The organism is Rickettsia sp. 109562A South Dakota, from assembly GCF_055791265.1.
The window spans coordinates 73,104-93,273 of sequence record NZ_JBTEYY010000002.1 but is presented as its reverse complement, the minus strand read 5'-3'; the positions used below and the strand labels follow the sequence as shown (position 1 = coordinate 93,273).

Genomic DNA, 20,170 nt, shown 5'->3' with positions numbered 1-20,170 from the left:
TGTTTTCTTAACTTTAGTAAATATTTTTTTCTTAAAAAATTAAGTTGTACTTTTATAAAATTTATGTGACACTCTCATTAACAAGCAAAATTATTTTTGTTGCATAAAGGTGTGGAGGTAGTTATGAAGACCATGGAGAGTAGTAGCTGGAACAAAAAGTGGCATCTAAAGGAAGGAAACATTGTCAATGATAATAGGAAGTTATCATTAAATCCCACCACAAAAAATAATCTCAATAATGACTTAGAGTTTGCTGAGTCTCCGACACAAGAAAATCCACAAAATCTTATAAGGTATCGCCGTGCCAATGGTGATAACAATCAACCACCAAGCACATTTGTGCCTGTTGATGTACCAGGGGATGGTAGTTGTTTGTTCTGGGCTACTACTTTAGCTTATTTACTGCCAGTTGAAGATAATTCTACTGCTTTTTCAGAGAGGTTTAAAAGATTATTTGGAGAAGAAGAATCTGGGAACATAAAACATATAAGGGAGTTAATTAAAGAATATGATCCATTTTCAAATAATGTTCGTAGTGATAGAATTTTTAATAGGTTAGTGACAAGAGTATTACGTACTAGAATAGTTAATTATATATCGTCCCATGAAAATGATTTCAGAGCTTTTGTTGAAGGTGAAAGTGAACGTAGCTTTAATGAGTACCTGAATTATATGAGGGATCAAAACTCTTGGGGTGGTGAGCCTGAAATAGAAGCAATGGGTCGTATGTTTGGTGCAACCATTGAGGTAGATGCCGGTGGAACAACACATACTCGTGGGAATGGTGACATTCCAATAAGATTATATCATGTAAATGCAGCAAGAAGTGCGAGTCAAGGTAATGAACGTAATCATTATAATTTTGGTTTAGAAAGAAATCTTTATCAACAAATTACTAATGATGTTGTGCCTGAATTAGTGGATCACCTCTTTCAAATAGACGAAAATAATAATTTCAAACAAAGGTTTCAATCATTTTTAGATCAAATACCAAGACCAAGTGGTGTAGGTGCAGCACCAGCAAAGAAAGGATTTTATGTGAATTTTTTTGCTGGGATGTTTACTACTTTAAAAAATACAGAACTTTTTGATAGGTTAGGATTAGCGGAGCTTCATTTTAAGCTTTGTACTATAAGTGATGCTGATGAAGTGCCATTTTTAAAAGTTGTGGCTATTACTGAAGAACCTACTACTAAAAAATTAGAAGAATATGTTTTTGTTATTTCTGAGAAGAGATATAGCAGACAAATTATGGGAGCAATATTTAGTAGAGATGATAGGAGGTGGTTAGAAGAAAGTAGATTACTATTTAGTGAAGGAGATGATACGTATCATCTAAGATCCAGAGCTCACACAAGAGCTGATGAGATAGAATTTAAATCTGGTGCTGTAATAATAATCAGTAAAAGAAATAACAGAGATAGAGTGAATGTAAGAGCAGAACAACTGACAGATCAAGCACTTCCTGAAAGAATGAGAGTTAAATTTAGAAGAATAGAGAAACATCAAAAGCATAAAACAGGTGAGTATAAATCAAATCTTTTAGAAGATGTTATAAAGAATCTTAGTAAAGAGACTGTAAATAATCCTGTTAAAGATATAAAGATTGTACAAGCAATGGAAAGAGATGCTAAGAAACTGTTTGAGTATATATATGATATTAATAGAAAATATCACACAAGATTACCGAATATTCAAGGAGCATTAGAAGCAGCTGATCATGGGTTTACAGCTGGTGCTTTAATAAACTTTAAATATCGCTATAATTTAGAGTTATATTTAGAATTATTATTAGGAATAGAAGGATATATTGATATAGCTTTATTAGTACGTGGAAGTCAGCGTGTTAAGAAGGCTATGCCAATTCTTATGGAAATAAAAACTGGGCAGGAACAAGGTGGTAGGACAAATCCTCAGCAGGCGTTAAGAGAGGCTGAAAGCTATACGCAAGGTTTACGGCAGAATAATAGACCTTTTGTTACACTTGCTGATCGAGTAGTACGTGTTGGTTTTAATATGGATTATGCTAATCCTATTGAAATAAGCATGGCTGAGTTACAACCCCCAGCTCCTATTATTAGGACTATCTTTGAGAGCATCAATAATGGTGATGCTGATGTCATAAGAACGACTATCACAAATCAATTAAAGAAAATTTATAAATTATCACCAGGTGTGCAAGGTTCAAGCGAACCACAATATTTAAGTAGATTGTTTATTGGACATTCAATTCTAAACACGATTGAGAATGATGAAACTAGAATAGATAAGCATGTACTGACCTATAAGAAATTACAGCAAATAACTAGGGGAACACGTCGTAGCCATGATATTACTACATCCGTATTTGTTGAAAGAACAATAGCAGGAAGTAATACAGGAGATAGTAGAGTATTAGTTGTACATTTTCATGAAGGAGGACGTAGTAACGTTGATATTAATGATCCAACACTAAGAGTTCCTCTTAATGGAATAATAAACCAAGCTAATTGTAAGGAAGTAATAGAATTATATGTTGATGCTAGATCTGGCAATGATGGTTCTTTGAATTTTCTAACAGAGGATAATGGTGTAATAATTCAAGATTTTACTAATTCTGTAAATGATTATTTCCAGGCAAATGTTGCTAATCATTGGGAAATACACAATATGCCGGATTTTAATCAAGCTGGCAATCTAAAGAAAGCACTTGATGCAGGCATGAGTTATCAACCTCAAAGAGATCAGAACAATAAAGTAGATTTAGGGTCTTATGGTGATATGTTTGCTAATATAGGAAAAAATCTATTCTCTGTTAAGTCTTTAATTACAAGTGAAGCGTATTTTGCAGCAGTTTTATCTGGATTGCTTAACAGTTACAGTGATATTGAATTTGATCAAGGGGACTTTAAAATTAACGTAAGACCTGAATTTCAAGTAGGGGGTGGTGAGAGAATTGATTTATTCATCAATGTGATGAGCAAGAATCCTGTTGATAGTGATGTGTTAATTGGTTTAGAATTAAAATATGGTGACGGTAGAGCCACTGTAGATAGTATGGAGAGAACACTTGAAAAAGCTGAAAAAGTGCAACTAAGAAGATATGGGATAAGTCGTAATATAAGAGCGATAACTGAAGGAGCCAATTTTTTTATAACGTTACCTGTTGGCTTTGTTAGTCGTGCCGAAACTCCTAATGTTTTAGTAATGACAAGGGAACAATTTGTTGCTTATGATATTGAACGTAGTTTCATTGGTCAGGTTCATCAACTAGGCAGAAGCGTACAGCGAAGTAAACAAACTCTTGAAAGTGTGACGTTACAACAGAATCCTGATTACAGATATTGGTTATCAGATCAAGACATTAGAAGAATTGCTAATTTAGATAATACATATAGCAATATGTTTGATGTACATGCTATGAATAATAACTATGACACTAGTGGCAGAGGACTTGTTGTAGTTACAGATCGTGATCATGACATAAACACTGGAGAATTACGTGAACAGATACGTCAATTTATAGACAATGTTGCTAATAACAGAATAGCACAGCAACAAGGAACAACAGCAACACGAACATTTATTATTAACCAAGGTGGTGACCATTGGACTACTTTAGTTATTGCTCAGCAAAATGGACAATATCATGGATATTATGTGGACTCATTAGGTAGCCAGATACCAGATAATATTCGTCAAATTTTGCAACAAATCCAAGTATCTGATAATAATATCCATGATATTCGTATTCGTCAACAAATAGATGGTTACAATTGTGGTCTTTGGGCACTTGAGAATGCTAGAGACATTAACACTATGTTACGGGAGAATAGGGATTTAGTTTGGCTTAGAGCACAACTAGCTCCTGAAAGACTTAGTAGGAATAGTGAACAATATTTTATAGATAAGAGAAAAGGATTTTCACAAGTTCTACATGATAATCAAGCACAAATAGATAGTTCTCAGAGTAGAAGTACAGATTCTACATCAGACTCACAAGTATCTTCATCGCAATGCTTACATGGAAGCAGGGGTAAAAGAAGTGTTAATGGTTGTCTGTATTCATGGGATGATATAGATGAGTTTAATACAGAACAACAAAATAAAAGAAATATAGATGAGATAAAAATTGATAGCAAAAAGTTTCTAGAATATACCAAAAATATCCAAGATGAAAATAAAAATTCTCAACTGTTAGAGTTAGCTAAGGAAAGACTTGCAATGAGTGATAACAATATTGTTGGTAAGTATAAGTATTTATTAAATAATGTTATGCAAGATGGAGGATATAATAGTTATATTCAAAATGATCGCATGAAATATTTAGCAAGTGATTTTTCAAAGAGTGATGCTCGAAAAATCAATCCTAAATTAAAGCAAAGACTATTAAATGCTGCAGGTAGAATTCAATTAATAAGAGGAATACATAGCACAATTGCTACTTGTCAAGATGGAAGTGAAGGATATTGTGCATTAAGTGTAAGCGGACTTGGTTATTCTTTTCTATCACAACCAATTGAAAATATAATGGTAAAGATTACACCTAAAATCGTAAGTAAAGCTGCAAGTACTGCTGGTAAGCTTGTCCCAAGAGTCTTAGGTTATAACACAAAGTTTGTTATCCAAATAGGAGGAATGAAATATGGTATAAAAATGGCAAGAGGTGCAGCAGGAGTTCTAGCAGGAGCATTTGATATTATTGATATAGTAATATCATCTAATGCTTTAGTACTATGTGCTAATAGAAAAGATAGTAATGATTCCTGTAGCGATAAAGAAATAAGAGATAACATAGCATCCATAACTTTTTCTAGTGTTTCATTTATTGCAGGAGTAGGTCTTACAGTTGCAGGTGCTTCATTAGCAGCTACAGGAGTTGGTTTAGGATTAATGGTGGGTTATGCAATATATAGCGGTGTTAGTAACATTATAGAGTATGAAGAGAAATATGATACGACACATGGTGAAAATTGGAGTATTTTTTGGCGTACTATATTGTTTCAAGATATGGCAAAAGATATACAACATTTAGCAGACAGAACTGAAATGGTTAATAAGATAACTAAAGATGCTTGGAAAAATTTAGAAGCTAGTTCTGACGATATAGTTGCCTATGCTACTGGTTTAGGACAAATAAAATATATAACAAAAAGTTGTAGAGTGGTACCATTATTGTTAATACATAAATGTGATTATACAACTATTATGGATAGTAGTTCTGCAGCTATTCATATGCATAATAAGAGTACTAATACAGAGAACCTTTCACGTGTTTTACCTGATCCTATACAGGGTGCTACAATGATCTGTCTGCCTAAGATTACAGAATATGACTATGAGAAGGGACTAAGCCAATCAAGAGCTGATGCGATTTATGAATGTGATAATGCAGTAGTAATGATTCATGATCAGAGAAAAAACTATAATAATAATCAATGGATTATCTATGATATGAAATATATAAATCAAGGTAAAATACTTGGCAGCAATAAGTTACACAATATTTTTTTACTTTTTGAAGGTAATACAGAAATCGTTGGTGGAGCTAATAAAAATAATAAATTCATTTTTACAGACTCAAATAATGAATTTTCTGGAAATATTTATTTAGGCAACTCTACTAATATATTAAGCACAGCACAATTAGTTAGAAATTCTTTTATTAAGTTAGAAATTACCTATGATTTTCCTATAGTGACAAAAGAATTAATCAGAAGCCATATTGCTAAACTCGGGATGGGACCTTCTCATAGTGATTCGTTCTTTACTACATTATTTCCTCAACCAGTTCCAGTTTTCGCTTTATCAACATCATCTAATAATCTTGTACGTGGTTTCTTTTCTTCATATAATTTTAACCTTTATTACTTTGGTAGAAAGTATAAGATAGATGAAGTAATTTGTCAACGTCGTACTTTTGTCTTCTTAGGTGAGGGTGATATAAGTTATCCAGAGATTTTTATAGATAGTGGTGGTGGACTTAGTAATAATCAAAGAGATTTTATAAGCAATTGTAATAGAGCTACCATTTATCCCTATACTAACATTATAGGTGTAAATAGTACTTACACTTTCTATGTAAGAACTGAAGGATATGAAGGTATAATTTCAAACTCAAGTATTCATGTGAGAGGAAATTGTACTATTATCTTTCCAAAAATTAGTTTATTAGAAGATTGTAAAAAAATCATTTATTCCTCAAAAAAAAGTAAAACGTTATCTTTTGAAATATTACTTCAAAACGGAACTTTTACTCTTGATGTTACAAATTATCTTAGTAGAAACACTAGTTTTGTATTAATGGATAAATATGGTAGTAATATTATCCCTAAACTGGATAACAATTCCACTATTATTAATAGGTTTGAACTGCATGCAAGACATTCTCTGGATAATTTTAACATTGCTAAGGATTATTATAGAAAAATTTCATATACAGAAAAAGATTATCAAATTTTCGGTGTTATTAGTAGTGTGCCAGAAAATAATGGTGAAGAATTCTATAAGATGCTTATTGGTTCCTCTGGCACTGATGTCATTAATCTTGATAAGCAAACTGTATTTGCCGAAGGTGGAGAAGGGCAGGATGTGTATATAGTTAGTAATACTTCAGGTGAGAGTACAGTAACCATTAATAATAAATCAGAAGATAAAAAATTTGATATTTTAAGTGTACGATCTATTGATGATGTTTCCTTAGAACAGGAGGGTGATGATTTAAGTTTCTTCATTGAAAAAAAAGTTAACCATACGACTGGAATAGATACTATTGTAGTAGAGAATTATTTTTTAGGGAATGAATATAAACATCTGCTATTGGTAGATAAAAATCGAAATTCTTTTATACCTTTTGAGTTAAGTAAGGATGTTGTATTAGTACCTTTTTATCATGCTAGCAGTGGTGAGAATGTATTTACGCTACCGGTAAGTGTAAAACAAGCTGTAATTGATAATGATTTAGAAGATATAGAATTCTATAGGGATAGTAAAGATCTTTTATTATTAGAAAAGGATATAGGTGAGAACCCTAATCCTTTAGCTGTAATACTTAAAGATTTTTATTCCAACTTATCTCAATGGAAAGACCATAAGATTTATTCACGTAATAATAATGGTGATTATGATAATTATATTGAGTTGCTACAAAAATCTCGTGAAGCTTTATATTATAAAGAACATGAAAGTGTTGTGAAAGAATACATTATAGATTTTAGGCGTTCTATTGGAATTAGTCACAACCAAGAACCGAATGAAAATGGTACCTTAACTTCTTTAGCATCAGATAAGGAAAAAATAGGAATAATAATACTAAAGAATATTTCTCCAGAACAAATTAGGGTGTTTTTAAGTGGCAACGATTTAGTACTTAATGATAAAGACTCTCGTCGCACTGCAAATATAAAAAATTGGTGTATTTCTGAGAAATATAGAGTTTCTATACTAGAGTTTGATTTAGGTTTGAATCCAATAAGAATTCATAAATTAGATAAAGATAGTTGCTCTTCATCCTCTTTGATAAATAAAATCTCTTATGCTACACAATTATATAAAACAAACAAAGAAATGGAATCTTTGATAAATCCTAATATAGAGTATATTTTGAGATGTATAATATCAATTAATAGCGTAAACATTACTGAAGCTCATATAACTTTAGGTTTTGCCTCATTACAAGATCAAATTAACTTTATTCAAGATTGTAATTTTGAGAAAGACACGTTAACTGAATTAAAACATGTTGTTAAAAATAAAGGTGTTGATTTACTGTCAAAATATTCGAGTAAATTAACTAGTAGTTTACTATTACACGATTATGGGTCTGATTACATAGAAAAATATATGATTATTATAAGAAGCATCTTACTAGAAATACCGATTATTTCTAGAATTGATGAAATAATTCAAGAGAATAACGATACTTTAAATCATGATTACCAAGGAGATGATGTAGGTTATGTGTCTGATGGGTCTGAGTCTAGAATACAACATCATATTAAACACAGTCATTTAGAGGTGCAAGTAGCTGAATATGTGGAAAAGGAAACATCCTACAGTAATTATTTACCATCAATTACAAAAGTAGTGGGAGGTATAGCTTTGGTTATGCTCCCTATTGTTGGTATAGTATGGTATCGGCATCAAAATCGTCCACTTAATCCTGAGTTTTTTTACCATCCTGAGGAAAGAGCAAGAATGATTCCATTACAAGTAATGACTATGGTTGCAGGATCTGCTACCTTATTAGGGGGACAGAACGCAGATGCACAACAGCTATATACTGAATGTGGTAAGTCAGAGTATCTTGTAGATACTTCTGTAGAAGAAGTTGAGGCTGATGAAGATGCGGCAGAATATTTAGTGCAAAATTACTTAGATGACGACTACCTAAGTGCTGAGGGACCAGGATTAAAAGAAACTATAAACGATAGTACTAAGCATCAACGTAATCATCGTGAAATTAATATAGAAAATAACCAGGAACAATCATTATTTTCTTATAAAAATAATGATCATGCTCACCCTATGTCTTCTAGTGTATCTAGATTAGAATTTTGGCCGATTAATTTAGTTAAAAGTACGTGGTCAATAGTGATAGATGCAGTGAATTATTTAAGTTCTAACTCTTTTGAAAAAGGAGCACAATCTTTATCCAACACTAATGATACAACAAAGTTAGGTAACAGTTTTAAACCTTATCCAAGTAACATGGGGAATAACACAAGATCACAACATAATTCTAATAGCCATGAATATGCAACTCCACCATCTAGTACTAAAAATCAAGATGTATATTGTGTGCCTTATAGTTGGGATATTGAGAGTAAAAAATATGTTAGGGATACTATGAGTTGTACATCACTCAGTGGACAAACTAAGGTCTTTAGTAACATTCATCAAAGCTCTAATTTTGTTCAAGATAAAGATTATTCTATAGGAGGTGATAGTTATAAAAATTGTCGTCCTGTCGAGTTTTATGGACGTCCATCAGTATATTGTAAAGGAAATCATACAAACCTAATCTATGCTCCAAATATTCAACCACGTTTGTTTGATAGCTTAGATAGTAATTTGATGTTAGGAAGTGTTATATTGCGTCAAGTAAGAAAATTTTATCAATGGTATCAACCTACTGTAGAAGAGGAAACCAGGTATCATCTTATTGTTGAGATAACTGATCAACAATTGGATGATTGGAATGCTCAAATTAATAAGATTAAAGAATTATTACAATACTTAAAACCTAGCGTAAGTAGCAAAGAGCTACAGTGGGCTGAATATGCTTTAATAGATCACCAAGAAGCAATAAGTAAGTTAAGTAGCCTTTCTACTGCTAGTACTGAAATGATTGAAATATTAAATGAGAACCTTCAAGCATTACTAGAGGATCTAGCAGAATCTAAGGAAGAGAGTCAAGATGAAATAGAAAAAAATATCAATCCAATTCATCATCAGCATGTTAAGCAAAATAACTCTATGAATGTTAATAATAATGATCAGGATAGTGATGATATAATTTCAACAATCAAGGATAATAATTTGAAAATGCTAAAAGCATATCTTGAAGCAGGAAAAGATGCTAATACTTTTTCTCGTGGAGGTATGACTCTGCTTATGAGAGCTGTAAGTAATAATTGTAGTACTGAGTTGGTAAAACTTTTAATAGAGTATGGAGCGGATGTTAATAGAGAAGATAATGATGGAGAAACTGCTATTAATATAGCTTCTTATAATGGGCATTTGGAGTTAATAAAAGTCTTGATATCTGAAGGAGCTATAATAAAAAATAAAACTGCAAGAAATTCTCCTTTCAATAGTGTTGCAGAAAGTTCGATGCCTCAAAATATTAAAGATGAAATAATAAAATTGCTATCTAATAACCTAAGCAGTGTAGATAGCAGTAATAATAAATTAAATAAAGATCATTATGTAATAAGTAATTTAGTAGAACAAATGTCAGCAATGAATAGTAGTAATGGTAACGTTGGATTCTCTAATGCAGAATCTACCAATATAGTGCCATCATATTTAGGCCAGAACCCAAATTATCATAATGAGGTTATTAAAGTATTTGCCTAGGTTTAGATGTTATTAGCAAGCTAAGTAGCATGTGATTTATGTATTACAGATAGTGTAAATAAATAAGAAGTACTGATCTTATTAGATAGGTAATAGTTATAACAAAATGCTGTCAATATAACTTATGATTTATGGGGGTATGACAGAAAATGTAAAAACAGCTATGGCATGTAGTAGGTTACTATTGCAGTTAGTGGGGATTAAGGTTACCGAGGACGTAATTCAGCACTCTAGTCAGAGTAGTGATTTGGGTTCTTCTCAGGCTATCAGCACTAGTTTGACAAAGCTGAGTAAGACTTACAATGTAAAGCTACGACAGAAGAGACTAGTTTATAATAAACTAACTATTAAAAATTTACCATTAGCATTTCTTGCTAATGATGGAGAGTATATAGTACTTGCTAAGATGGATCAAGATAATGCTTTAGTGCAACATCCATTTAAGTCTAATACTGAGTTGTGGTCTAAGGAGCAACTATGCCACCAATGGAGTGGTGCAGTAATTATCTTATCTACTCCATCACTTAAATTCAACATATCATGGTTTGTACCAGTTTTTTGGCAATATCGCTATATCTTAGCTGAAATACTGCTCTTTTCACTAGTATTACAGTTACTGGGATTGGTATTACCTTTATTCTTTCAAATAGTGATGGATAAGGTTTTAGCGTATCAAGTTACAGCTACACTAGATGTATTAGTGTTTGGTTTAGCAGTTACTAGTATTTTTGAGGTTTTATTAAAAGGATTACGAGAATATCAATATAATCATACAGCAAAACGTATTGATATTTTACTTGGTATTAAATTAGTAAAGCATCTGCTTGGACTCCCTTTAATTTATTTCAAAAATCGCTCAGTTGGTTCATTAGTAGCTCGCGTTCGTGAATTAGATAGTATCAGGGAATTTTTAAGTAGCTCACTATTTACTCTATTTGTTGATATTAGCTTTATGGGTGTATTTTTAGCAGTAATGTGGTTAATATCCCCGACATTAACTGTAATAGTACTTATTTCTATACCTTTTTATGTCATAGTAGCTTGGTGGTTTACTAAGCCATTGCAAGCAAAATTAGAGACTCAGTTTCGCTACAGTGCAGTTAATACTGCCTTTCTCACTGAAACTATAGCTGGAGCCGAAACAGTTAAAAGTTTAGCAATAGAGTCACGTTTAACGGGACGCTGGGAAGAGCAGACGCGAAACTTAGTAAGCACTAGTTATCAAACACAAATATTCTCTTCTTTATCTGAACATTTAGTTCAGGGAGTTGGTAAGGTAACAAGTACTCTAATTTTATGGTGTGGAGCTAGAGCAGTGATTAATCTGGAGATTACTCTTGGTCAATTAATTGCATTTAATATGCTATCGCAGCATTTTGCTCAGCCTTTAGCTAAATTAGTTGAGTTATGGCGTAAATTTATCCAAGCACGAGTAGCAATAGATATACTTGGTGACAGTTTGAATTTACCAGTAGAACAAGAATTTGCAGGTAAGAAAACTAATTTACAAGGTGAAATTACCCTAAGGCAAATTAGTTTCCGTTATCAACCAACAGCTCCGTTAGTACTACAAGACATTTCATTATATATTCCAGCTGGTGAGCAAATCGGTATAGTAGGTGAGTCAGGCTCTGGTAAAAGTACACTAGCTCATTTATTATTACGACTCTTTTTGCCAGAACAAGGGCAAATATTATTGGATAAAGAGTTATTAAATAATTTAGATGCATACCATTTACGAAAACAAATGGCAGTAGTACTGCAGGAAAATTACCTCTTTAATAGTACTGTTCGTGATAATATAGCAATATCACAGCCACAAACTCCTTTAGAGGCAGTAATTAGAGCTGCTAAACTTGCTGGAGCTCATGAGTTTATTTTACGTTTGCCACTTGGTTATGATACAGTTATTGCTGAAGGTGGTAGTTCGTTATCAGGAGGACAGCGTCAACGCATTGCCATTGCTAGAGCCTTATTGATTGAACCTAAAATACTAATTTTTGATGAAGCAACAAGTAGTTTGGATGATGAATCACAATCTGTAATCCAAGCTAATATGGCTAAAATAGCTTATGGTCGTACAGTAATTACTATTGCTCATAGGTTAAATACTATTAAGTATGCTAATCGCATTCTGGTGCTAGATCAAGGCATGATTGTCCAACAAGGCAGTCACGCGGAACTATTACAGCAGCAAGGTATATATGCTAAGCTTTGGCACACTCAAACTAATAGTAAACCCATTGTATGAAGTAGTTCATGCAGTGTAGAAGTCAAGGCGGGCTGTTGAAAAAGTTATAAAAAGAAGTAGAAAAGAGTTAATCTAAGGAATAAGCTGTATTTTTATGCTTAAATGAAGGTGTAAAGATGCAGGGTTATAAGCTTGATCAAAGTGTGAGATGTAATAGCCTTAGCTTAAGGCACATGATACCTAATGATCATTTATTAGTGAGGATTCATGAAGCTAAAGAATTAGAGTTTTCTTTTATCTATGAAATAACTAAGAATCGTTATTGTGCTAATTACGGACGTCCATCAATTGATCCTGTATTATTTTTTAGGATGCAAATAATAAGTTACTTATATGGTATAAAGTCAAATAGACGATTATGTAAAGAAATTCAGTTAAATATAGCATATAGGTGGTTTTGTGGTTTAAGTTTAGAGGATAAAGTACCGGATCATTCATCATTAAGTAGGATAAGAGATAGATTTGGGGTAGAACTATTTCAAGAAATATTTATAAGCTTGATTAAGCAATGGTATGAACTAGATATTATAAAAGGAGAAACAATTATTTCAGATGCCTCTTTAGTTGAATCTAATGCCTCTATGAATAGCCTAATATTAAGAAAAGATCAAGGTGATTCACAAAAGAGAGAATTAAAAAAATATGAACGTCGTTATCATGATTTCCGAGAAGGGAAAAAAGTAAGGAAAATATCTAATCAAACTCATGTCAGTAGGACAGATCCTGATTGTAGTCTTGTATCAAGAACTAATGGTTATAAAAAGCTATGTTATAAGACCCACTACTCAATTGATTCAGATTCACGTATTATAATAGATTGTTATGTAAGTACAGGATCACAACATGAGTGTATTGTACTTCCAAGTAGAGTTTGGAATATATTAAATAATTTTTCTTTTAGAGTAAAAGAATGGATAGCAGACAAAGGTTATGGTAGAGGTCCAACCTATGGATATTTTAAATTACTTGGAATTACAACTTATATACCTTTACATGTAGATAATCTTGGTGAAGGAAAAATAAGTAGGGGGGAATTTCAATATGATAGAGAACAGGATAGATATAAGTGTCCACAGGGACATTATCTTTATCCGTATGATAAATTAGATAAAAAACAAATAAAACGTTATCGTATTACAGGAGGGCATTGTAAAAATTGCTCTCTAAAATCAGGTTGTATTTCTGATAATTATAGTAATAGAGGACGATTTATTTATCGTAATCCTTATCAGGATGAAATAGATGAGGTAAAGGTCAGACAGAATAGAATTGATTTTAAGAAAAAACTAATTGAGAGAAAGTGGAAAATAGAAGGTCTATTTGGTGAAGCTAAGGAGAATCATGGTTTACGAGGAGCAAAATTTAGAAGTGTACAGAAAACACAGATTCAAATACTGATGATTGCGATAGTACAAAATTTTAAACGGATACTTAAAATTATTTTTTGGTTTTTTTATCTACTGCTATTAAAGATAAAAAAATATTAAAGTATTTGCAACCTTGTTGATTTTTTCAACAGCCCGTGTCAACTACTACAACATAGGAATAAGGGGTGTACGGAAACGTTCGTTTTTAGACATATAGAGTTTTGCTCTTTTTTACTACTTTTTGCTTTTGTCGTTCTATGTGATGTTTTACTACTTGATTTAATTCTTCACGTCTTTTTTTATAATTGTAGGTAATATTGTTCTCTGTTTTTATATCTGTGTTTTTATCGATGATGCTAGTAGTATCATATGAGCGGGATAATTGCATATTTTAGATCCTAATAATTATTTATGTAAAATACAGATGAAAAGGAACTCTGTAGATGTCAGATAATTAAGATTTTTTAGGTTTAAAGAATTTGTTAGTTTTTGGCGGCACTTCTTCTTTAGTCACTAAAGTAGCAGGGGTGCCATCTAGGTTAAAGCGTTGTTTACCTTCGACTAGTAATTTTTTGTATCTTTTATCAGAGCAATATCTTCTAAAGAATCTGTGAATTTGTTGTTTTGAGAAATTCTCTTTTTCTGTATCTATAATTTCCTTGTGAATACCTATAGCTAAAGGTTTTGCTTTCATTGCGAAACATAGAGGGTATTTTGTTTGTAATAATTTTAAAACTTGTTTGTATTCTTTTTTCCATCGTGTCAGTTTAGCTTGGACAGCTTCTTGTTGCTCAGCAGTTAATGCTTGGACTTTTGCAACTTTATTGTGTTGAGCATTAGGTTTGACACTGTTAGTAGGTTGGGTACTACCAGTTTTTTGCTGTAATGCATGCTTATCGATGACTACTACTTGTTTTTGTGGTAGCTGAGGTAGAATAGCTTGTATCGGTATTTTAAGCTTCAATGTAGATCTTGCAGTTTGCATAACGTTTTACTACTCGTTTCTTAGTTTGTTGATTTCAGCAATAGATAAACCAGTAACCTTGGAAATAAAATCAGGATCAGAGTCAGCTGAAAGCATATTTTTTGCCACTTCTATTGATTTAGTATATTCGCCTTCAGCTTTTCCTCTAGCTTCAGCGGCTTCAATCATGAAATCTTCGACAGCTTTGTTATCCATGATGCGTTTAATTTCCTGCTCATAAGCAAGGAGTTCTGCTTCATTCCAGTTAAACTGATTTAATGCTTCATAAGCACGCCCTACTACAAGATCACTACCTATAATTTTCTGCAGGTCAGCTTCACTTGTGTTAGCAGCATATTTAAAGAAATAGCACCATTTTTCGGTAATAGTTTTTAAGTCTTCAATTTTATCTATATTAAATTTAGGTAGTTCAATAAAGCTAAAAGAGAAATCCTTTAAGTCATGTTCAAAAGTAACTTTATCAAGGATGACATGATGAGAGATATAATCAGCTTTATCAGGGAAGATAATATAATCACTAATAGCAATAAAGATGACTTCCTTAAGGTTAGCATAGAGACCGTCTTGTTTTTGTCCTTGGTATAGTTGTCGGGAATAGGCTTTAGCAGCATAATATTGAGCTCTTTTCTCAAAGCCTTTAGCAGGAGATACTTGCATTTCTACGATGATTTGCGTGCCATTTTGAGCTTTACAAAGGACATCAACAAGAGATTGCTTTTTATAAGCAATATCAGGGTCTTGAATAGGAGTTAAGAAAGTAACATCCTGTATTTGTTCATCACCTTTAAATCCCATGATATCATTGATGAAGTGGATAAGAATATCTTTGTTTTTTTCAGAACCAAAGATTTTCTTGAAGGCGACATCATTTTTAGGATCTAGGAACTTTGAAACTGCCATGATTAGTTACCAATATTTGTATGTGCATTATATTATAACACAAAATATAAGATAAGTAAGTTATAAAAATAATTGCGTAGATGTTGTTGATTGATATTTATATTCCCATCTGCCGTAAAGCAAGGTGCAAGGAACCTTGTATTTAAGTAGAACCCAGAGTATGGGTTCTACTATTTACATTTTTACATTATATAATATAGATTCTTTAAGTTATTGTAATTTTTTTAGCTTTACTTTGTTCTTTTTTCGGTATTTTAATAGATAAGATACCATCCTTAAATTGTGCTTCTATATGTTCTTCATCAATATTAGATGGTAAACTAATAGAACGGTAGAAAGAGCCATAATATCGTTCCTGCATATGATAATTATGATCTTTTTTTTCAGTAGATTGTTCTTTTTTACCTTCAATAGTTAGGATGTTACTGTCGATTTTTAGATCAATATTATCTTGTGTGATGCCTGGTAATTCCATTTCTAGATTATACTCAGAGTCATTTTCCATAATATCAGTTTGCGGTGATAACATTCTTTCATTGTTGTAAGAGGAAGGATAAGAAAAAGAAGCGATTTCATTAAAAAAGTTATTAAAGACATCATCAATATAACTTTTTTTATTAGAGTTATTTTGTAATTCTGATTTATTTCTAATACGTGGTAAATTAAAAGTCATAAAAACCTCCTATTTAAGTTAAATAAAATTAAAAATAAATTAATAATCAAAAAAGTTTTAATTACTCGTTATATTCTCTTTACTGAACAGGTATTTCTTTAGCATTTTGGTCTTTGAGTTCAATTCTAGGCAAAGTAATGGTCAAGATGCCATTTTTTAGCTTAGAAGAAATAGCCTTTTGATCAATATCATCATATAGAGACATAACATAATTAAAGTTTTTATTTAAATGATCAGTAGTACTATTTGCTTTAGTATCGTCAATGTTACCTTCAATAAAAAGCTTATGATTATTTACTTTAAGTTTAATGTGACTTTTATCATAGCCTGGTACTTCTAGGATTAGGATATATTGTTTGTCTTGAGTAATGAATTTACTTTTTATAGTACTTGAGTCATAGATAGATAATCTATCATTAAATATACTATTCCAGTAATAATCAAAGGCAGAGAAAGGACGATTAATAAAATCTAATGGATGACGTAAATAAATAGTATAATGATTATTATTTGATGTTTTTTTATCCTCAGCTGCAATTGTTGGATTAGCCAATAAAATGACAGTAATGCAAGTTATTAAATATAATTTAATATTGTTGTATAACATAATTACCTTCTTTTACTTCAATTTGACTATATAACATATAAATTTAACTTATAGAATCGTAACATAATTATATATCTAAATTAGATATAGTTTTAGAATAGAAAAATTCAAGTAATTATTGCTGACGTTTATATCCTTCTAGGAATCTAATAAGGTGTAGAAATAGATTGATAAAGTCTAGATATAAGTTAAAAGCAGCTACAATAGACATTTTTTGTGCCAAATGATAGTTAGTATTAGTGAAGTAGAAAGATTTAATTTTTTTGAGTATCCCAAGCTATTAGTCCAATAAAGATGATTACTCCTAGAAAAGAAGAAGCAAAATATATAGCAGGACTTTGCAAGAAAAGATTAACAAGTGAAGTAAGAAGTAATCCAATAAGTCCCATTAAAAAGAAAGAGCCCCAAGAAGTGAGATCCTTATTAGTGTTATATCCATATAAGCTCATCATACCAAAGACAGCAGCACAGATAAAGAAAGTTCTAGCAATAGATACAGCAGTATAAATAAGAAATAGGTAAGATAAAGACATGCCCACTAGAACTGCGTATATCCAGAATAAGATTTGTGCCGATTGAATAGATAATTTAGAGAAGCCAAAGAAGAAATATAGAGCAATAGCTAAAGGGGCAAAAGCAACAATAGGGCCAAAAGTAGTATTAAACATTAAGTTTACAAGTGGTGTCCAAGAAATTGTGACAATAGCAGTACTACCAGTTAATAGAAGAGCTGCAGCCATAAGGTTATAAACCTTTAACATAAATTGTCTTAGACCTTCATCATGAGTTTTAGAAGTAGTATGTGTACTAGTAGTGTAATCAATCATAGGCAAAAATTGTTGAATATATGTTTATGGTTTAAATTATAAATATAATAATAAGATTTTTTAGTTTCAAGGTTATTTATTACTCTTTTTATTAGAGCAATAATGTTTAGAGTTAAGGATTAGAAATGTTTATCGAATAGGAATATGAGCAAAGAGATGAAGATACTAAAGAGCAGGCAAGAGGTTAGAGGGCAGAAAAAAGAGAAATTACCTTTTTGAAAGAATAAGTCGCCTGGTAGACGTCCAAGTTTAAGATAAGGGATGAGAGGATAGATAAGTCCAATGGTGGTTATAAATAATCCAAGGGTGATGAAGAATTGCTGCATATAAGAACCTGATAATTATAGTTAATAATTATTTTATAAGGAGTGATTGTCCTTTGATTTTCCATTTATCAATAATTTTAGGGTTAAGTATTAATTGCTCTTTACAATCGAGTAGCATTCCGTAGAGAATATGGGCATTATCTGGGTGTAGATAATCAAGACCTGCTTTGACAAATAATCCCCCAAGCATAATCTTTTTTCTAGTGTCAGATTTACGATCGAAGGCTACTGCTTTTTGTAATTGCATACGAGTATACCATAGTTTTTTTACAATAGATTTAAGTAGTTTTTGAGTTATCTGATTTTGGTTTACTGGGGATTTTAGTTTTTTTTCCAAGCTCTTTAAACTCATTCAAAATAGAATGGTTTTGGTTATCAGGATTTTTCACAAACTTCAGGAAACCAAGCAACAACTTATCGTCTAATGTTAAGGTCCCACAGGCTTGAAACAGATCAAACAACTCTTCTTTGCGTTTTTGTAGCAATTGAGTTTGTTGTTTTAAAAGTTTAGCTTCTATTTCCGCTATACGATCTTTTTTTAGTTGCTGTAGATTTGCAAGTTTCGTACTAATAAACCTGATGTTTGTAATGATTCTTGCTCTATATCAGCTTTTATTTGTGGAAGTACTTCTTTTGTTGCCCCTAAATGATAATTAGTAGTATTTATAATATTAGGTGTTGCATTATATATCTCTGCACATTCAGCTAATTTTTCTATAGGAGTTGTAACTTCACCAGTAAATAACTTTTGATCAATAGCATATTTGATTATTTCTCTTGAACCAGGGCTATCAAAAGTAATAGACTTGTCAAAGTTTAAATTACGTGAATGTAATTCTACTGCTGTTAAATCTGCAATTATTGCACCAAGAGAATGACCACTAGTACCAAAAGTATAATTCTTTGCTTCTTCGATTCCACCTATCTTATTAATTATTTCATTAATAAACTCTTGAGCTACAGGAAGTTTATTAGGAGTATAATTAAACGTAATTAATGCATCATCCCATATATCATTTATATCGGCTTTTGTTCCAGCACTAGCAATATGAATCCTCTTGGTATCTTCATTTATAAATGCTACAGCTTTATAACCATAGGCAGAAGTAGTGGATTTATCACACGAACTAGCTAATATATGCCAACTGCTACCTATTAATTTAGTCCCATCTATTTTTAAGGCTTCTCCAGCATATCTATTAATGTTATCTGTTTTATATGCTAAATTTACTCCTAGGTGAGCAAGTTTACTATAATTAATATGTTTTTTAGGAATTTCTAAAGGTAATAATTCTTCTATATCGAAATTTATGTTTGTATTATCACTCATTACATGAACCTACTTCATTTATAATAAATTATTATAACATATTTTAAATAAAAAAATAGGGTGTTAGTTATTTTTTTGTATTTTTATTATTTGCATGTTCTTTATTTACTGGTTTACCACCTAGTACGTGTACATTACTATCATAAATAGTAACACTGCTTGCTCCAGTAACATTAAAATGTCTTGGAAACTTAGTCGTGACTAAATATGAAGTAACTCCAGATATGATCGCTGAAAATAATACCACTAGACACATACTTTTTAGAAAACTTATGTTGCTACATTCTGTAACATGTGCTGCTCTAGCAGAGAGTTTTGTACTATATTCATCTAGTTTTTTATCCAGTGTGCAGATCAAGTCTCTATTTGCAGATACCGTATCATTATGTGCATTGTTTAATGCTTGCAGCTTTTCCTGATATACAGCATCAATATGTTTTGCCATATTAGGCAGAATATTACTGATTTCTTTTTTAAGCTGTTCCGGCAATATAGTTAAAACTCCAACTTCATTTTGCAGCATCTCATATTGATTTTGCTGTGCAGCAATAGTTCGGTCAAACGTTTTAACCGCATCATTAAGTTGGTCTGCACTACTAGAGAGAATTTTACTCAATTCTTGCTGCTGCTTCTCTAGTGCTTTAGTAGTAAAACTAATCTGATTCTTTAATTTATTCACTGTATCGGTATCAATGCTGTGCTCTGCATTGAGATCAGTTGCTAATTGCAATGATTCTACACTATTTTCTGTATTTTGGGTATTTTCCTCTACCTCTACTATATTTTGTTTTGCCTCTGAAGTTCGGTTTTGATTATTTGATTCTTTTATCATATTTATCCTCATT

Annotated in this window: 12 protein-coding genes and 2 pseudogenes; 3 read left to right on the top strand and 11 right to left on the bottom strand. The window is 31.6% G+C overall.

Annotated features, from left to right (window positions below; all coding sequences use genetic code 11):
• Window positions 1–132: 132 nt before the first annotated feature.
• The 3 genes from ACIAS7_RS07560 to ACIAS7_RS07550 all read left to right on the top strand — a co-directional run bounded on the left by ACIAS7_RS07560 (window position 133) and on the right by ACIAS7_RS07550 (window position 13,797).
• Window positions 133–10,059 (top strand): ankyrin repeat domain-containing protein, encoded by a 9,927-nt coding sequence (locus ACIAS7_RS07560; RefSeq protein WP_473199480.1) that lies wholly within the window; start codon window positions 133–135, stop codon window positions 10,057–10,059.
• A gap of 139 nt (window positions 10,060–10,198) precedes the next feature.
• The gene (locus tag ACIAS7_RS07555; protein WP_473199479.1) at window positions 10,199–12,310 is read left to right on the top strand and encodes a peptidase domain-containing ABC transporter; all 2,112 of its coding nucleotides are present in this window, start codon (window positions 10,199–10,201) and stop codon (window positions 12,308–12,310) included.
• Between the two features lie 116 nt (window positions 12,311–12,426).
• The gene (locus tag ACIAS7_RS07550) at window positions 12,427–13,797 is read left to right on the top strand and encodes a transposase (RefSeq protein WP_045803565.1); all 1,371 of its coding nucleotides are present in this window, start codon (window positions 12,427–12,429) and stop codon (window positions 13,795–13,797) included.
• Between the two features lie 85 nt (window positions 13,798–13,882).
• On the opposite strand, the gene ACIAS7_RS07545 is transcribed toward ACIAS7_RS07550, so the two are convergent.
• From ACIAS7_RS07545 to ACIAS7_RS07495, 11 genes and pseudogenes are all read right to left on the bottom strand, one after another.
• Window positions 13,883–14,065 carry a hypothetical protein gene (locus ACIAS7_RS07545; protein ID WP_082068330.1) on the bottom strand — a complete coding sequence of 61 codons (183 nt, stop codon included), beginning with the start codon at window positions 14,063–14,065 and terminating at the stop codon, window positions 13,883–13,885.
• A gap of 66 nt (window positions 14,066–14,131) precedes the next feature.
• Window positions 14,132–14,662 (bottom strand): ProQ/FINO family protein, encoded by a 531-nt coding sequence (locus tag ACIAS7_RS07540; RefSeq protein WP_082068329.1) that lies wholly within the window; start codon window positions 14,660–14,662, stop codon window positions 14,132–14,134.
• A 9-nt stretch (window positions 14,663–14,671) separates the two neighbouring features.
• The gene (locus tag ACIAS7_RS07535) at window positions 14,672–15,562 is read right to left on the bottom strand and encodes an Rpn family recombination-promoting nuclease/putative transposase (protein WP_057700429.1); all 891 of its coding nucleotides are present in this window, start codon (window positions 15,560–15,562) and stop codon (window positions 14,672–14,674) included.
• 205 nt (window positions 15,563–15,767) lie between these two features.
• Entirely contained in the window at window positions 15,768–16,235 is a 468-nt protein-coding gene (locus ACIAS7_RS07530; protein WP_473199478.1) for an Hsp20/alpha crystallin family protein, read from the bottom strand.
• Window positions 16,236–16,314: 79 nt separating this feature from the next.
• Window positions 16,315–16,827 (bottom strand): Hsp20/alpha crystallin family protein, encoded by a 513-nt coding sequence (locus ACIAS7_RS07525; RefSeq protein ID WP_473199523.1) that lies wholly within the window; start codon window positions 16,825–16,827, stop codon window positions 16,315–16,317.
• Window positions 16,828–16,957: 130 nt separating this feature from the next.
• Window positions 16,958–17,669 (bottom strand): annotated as a pseudogene (locus ACIAS7_RS07520) (Bax inhibitor-1/YccA family protein).
• Window positions 17,670–17,788: 119 nt separating this feature from the next.
• Entirely contained in the window at window positions 17,789–17,995 is a 207-nt protein-coding gene (locus ACIAS7_RS07515; protein ID WP_473199477.1) for a DUF2905 domain-containing protein, read from the bottom strand.
• Between the two features lie 28 nt (window positions 17,996–18,023).
• Window positions 18,024–18,242, bottom strand: a complete 219-nt coding sequence (locus ACIAS7_RS07510; RefSeq protein ID WP_473199476.1) for a conjugal transfer protein TraD — start codon at window positions 18,240–18,242, stop codon at window positions 18,024–18,026.
• Window positions 18,243–18,273: 31 nt separating this feature from the next.
• Complete coding sequence (locus ACIAS7_RS07505; protein WP_473199475.1) at window positions 18,274–18,480, bottom strand: hypothetical protein; 207 nt, start codon at window positions 18,478–18,480, stop codon at window positions 18,274–18,276.
• 104 nt (window positions 18,481–18,584) lie between these two features.
• A pseudogene (locus ACIAS7_RS07500) lies at window positions 18,585–19,325 on the bottom strand (secreted effector lipase Rlip); the annotation flags it as partial.
• Window positions 19,326–19,392: 67 nt separating this feature from the next.
• On the bottom strand, window positions 19,393–20,157 hold the full coding sequence (locus ACIAS7_RS07495) for a viral A-type inclusion protein (protein WP_473199474.1): 765 nt from the start codon (window positions 20,155–20,157) through the stop codon (window positions 19,393–19,395).
• Window positions 20,158–20,170: the final 13 nt, after the last annotated feature.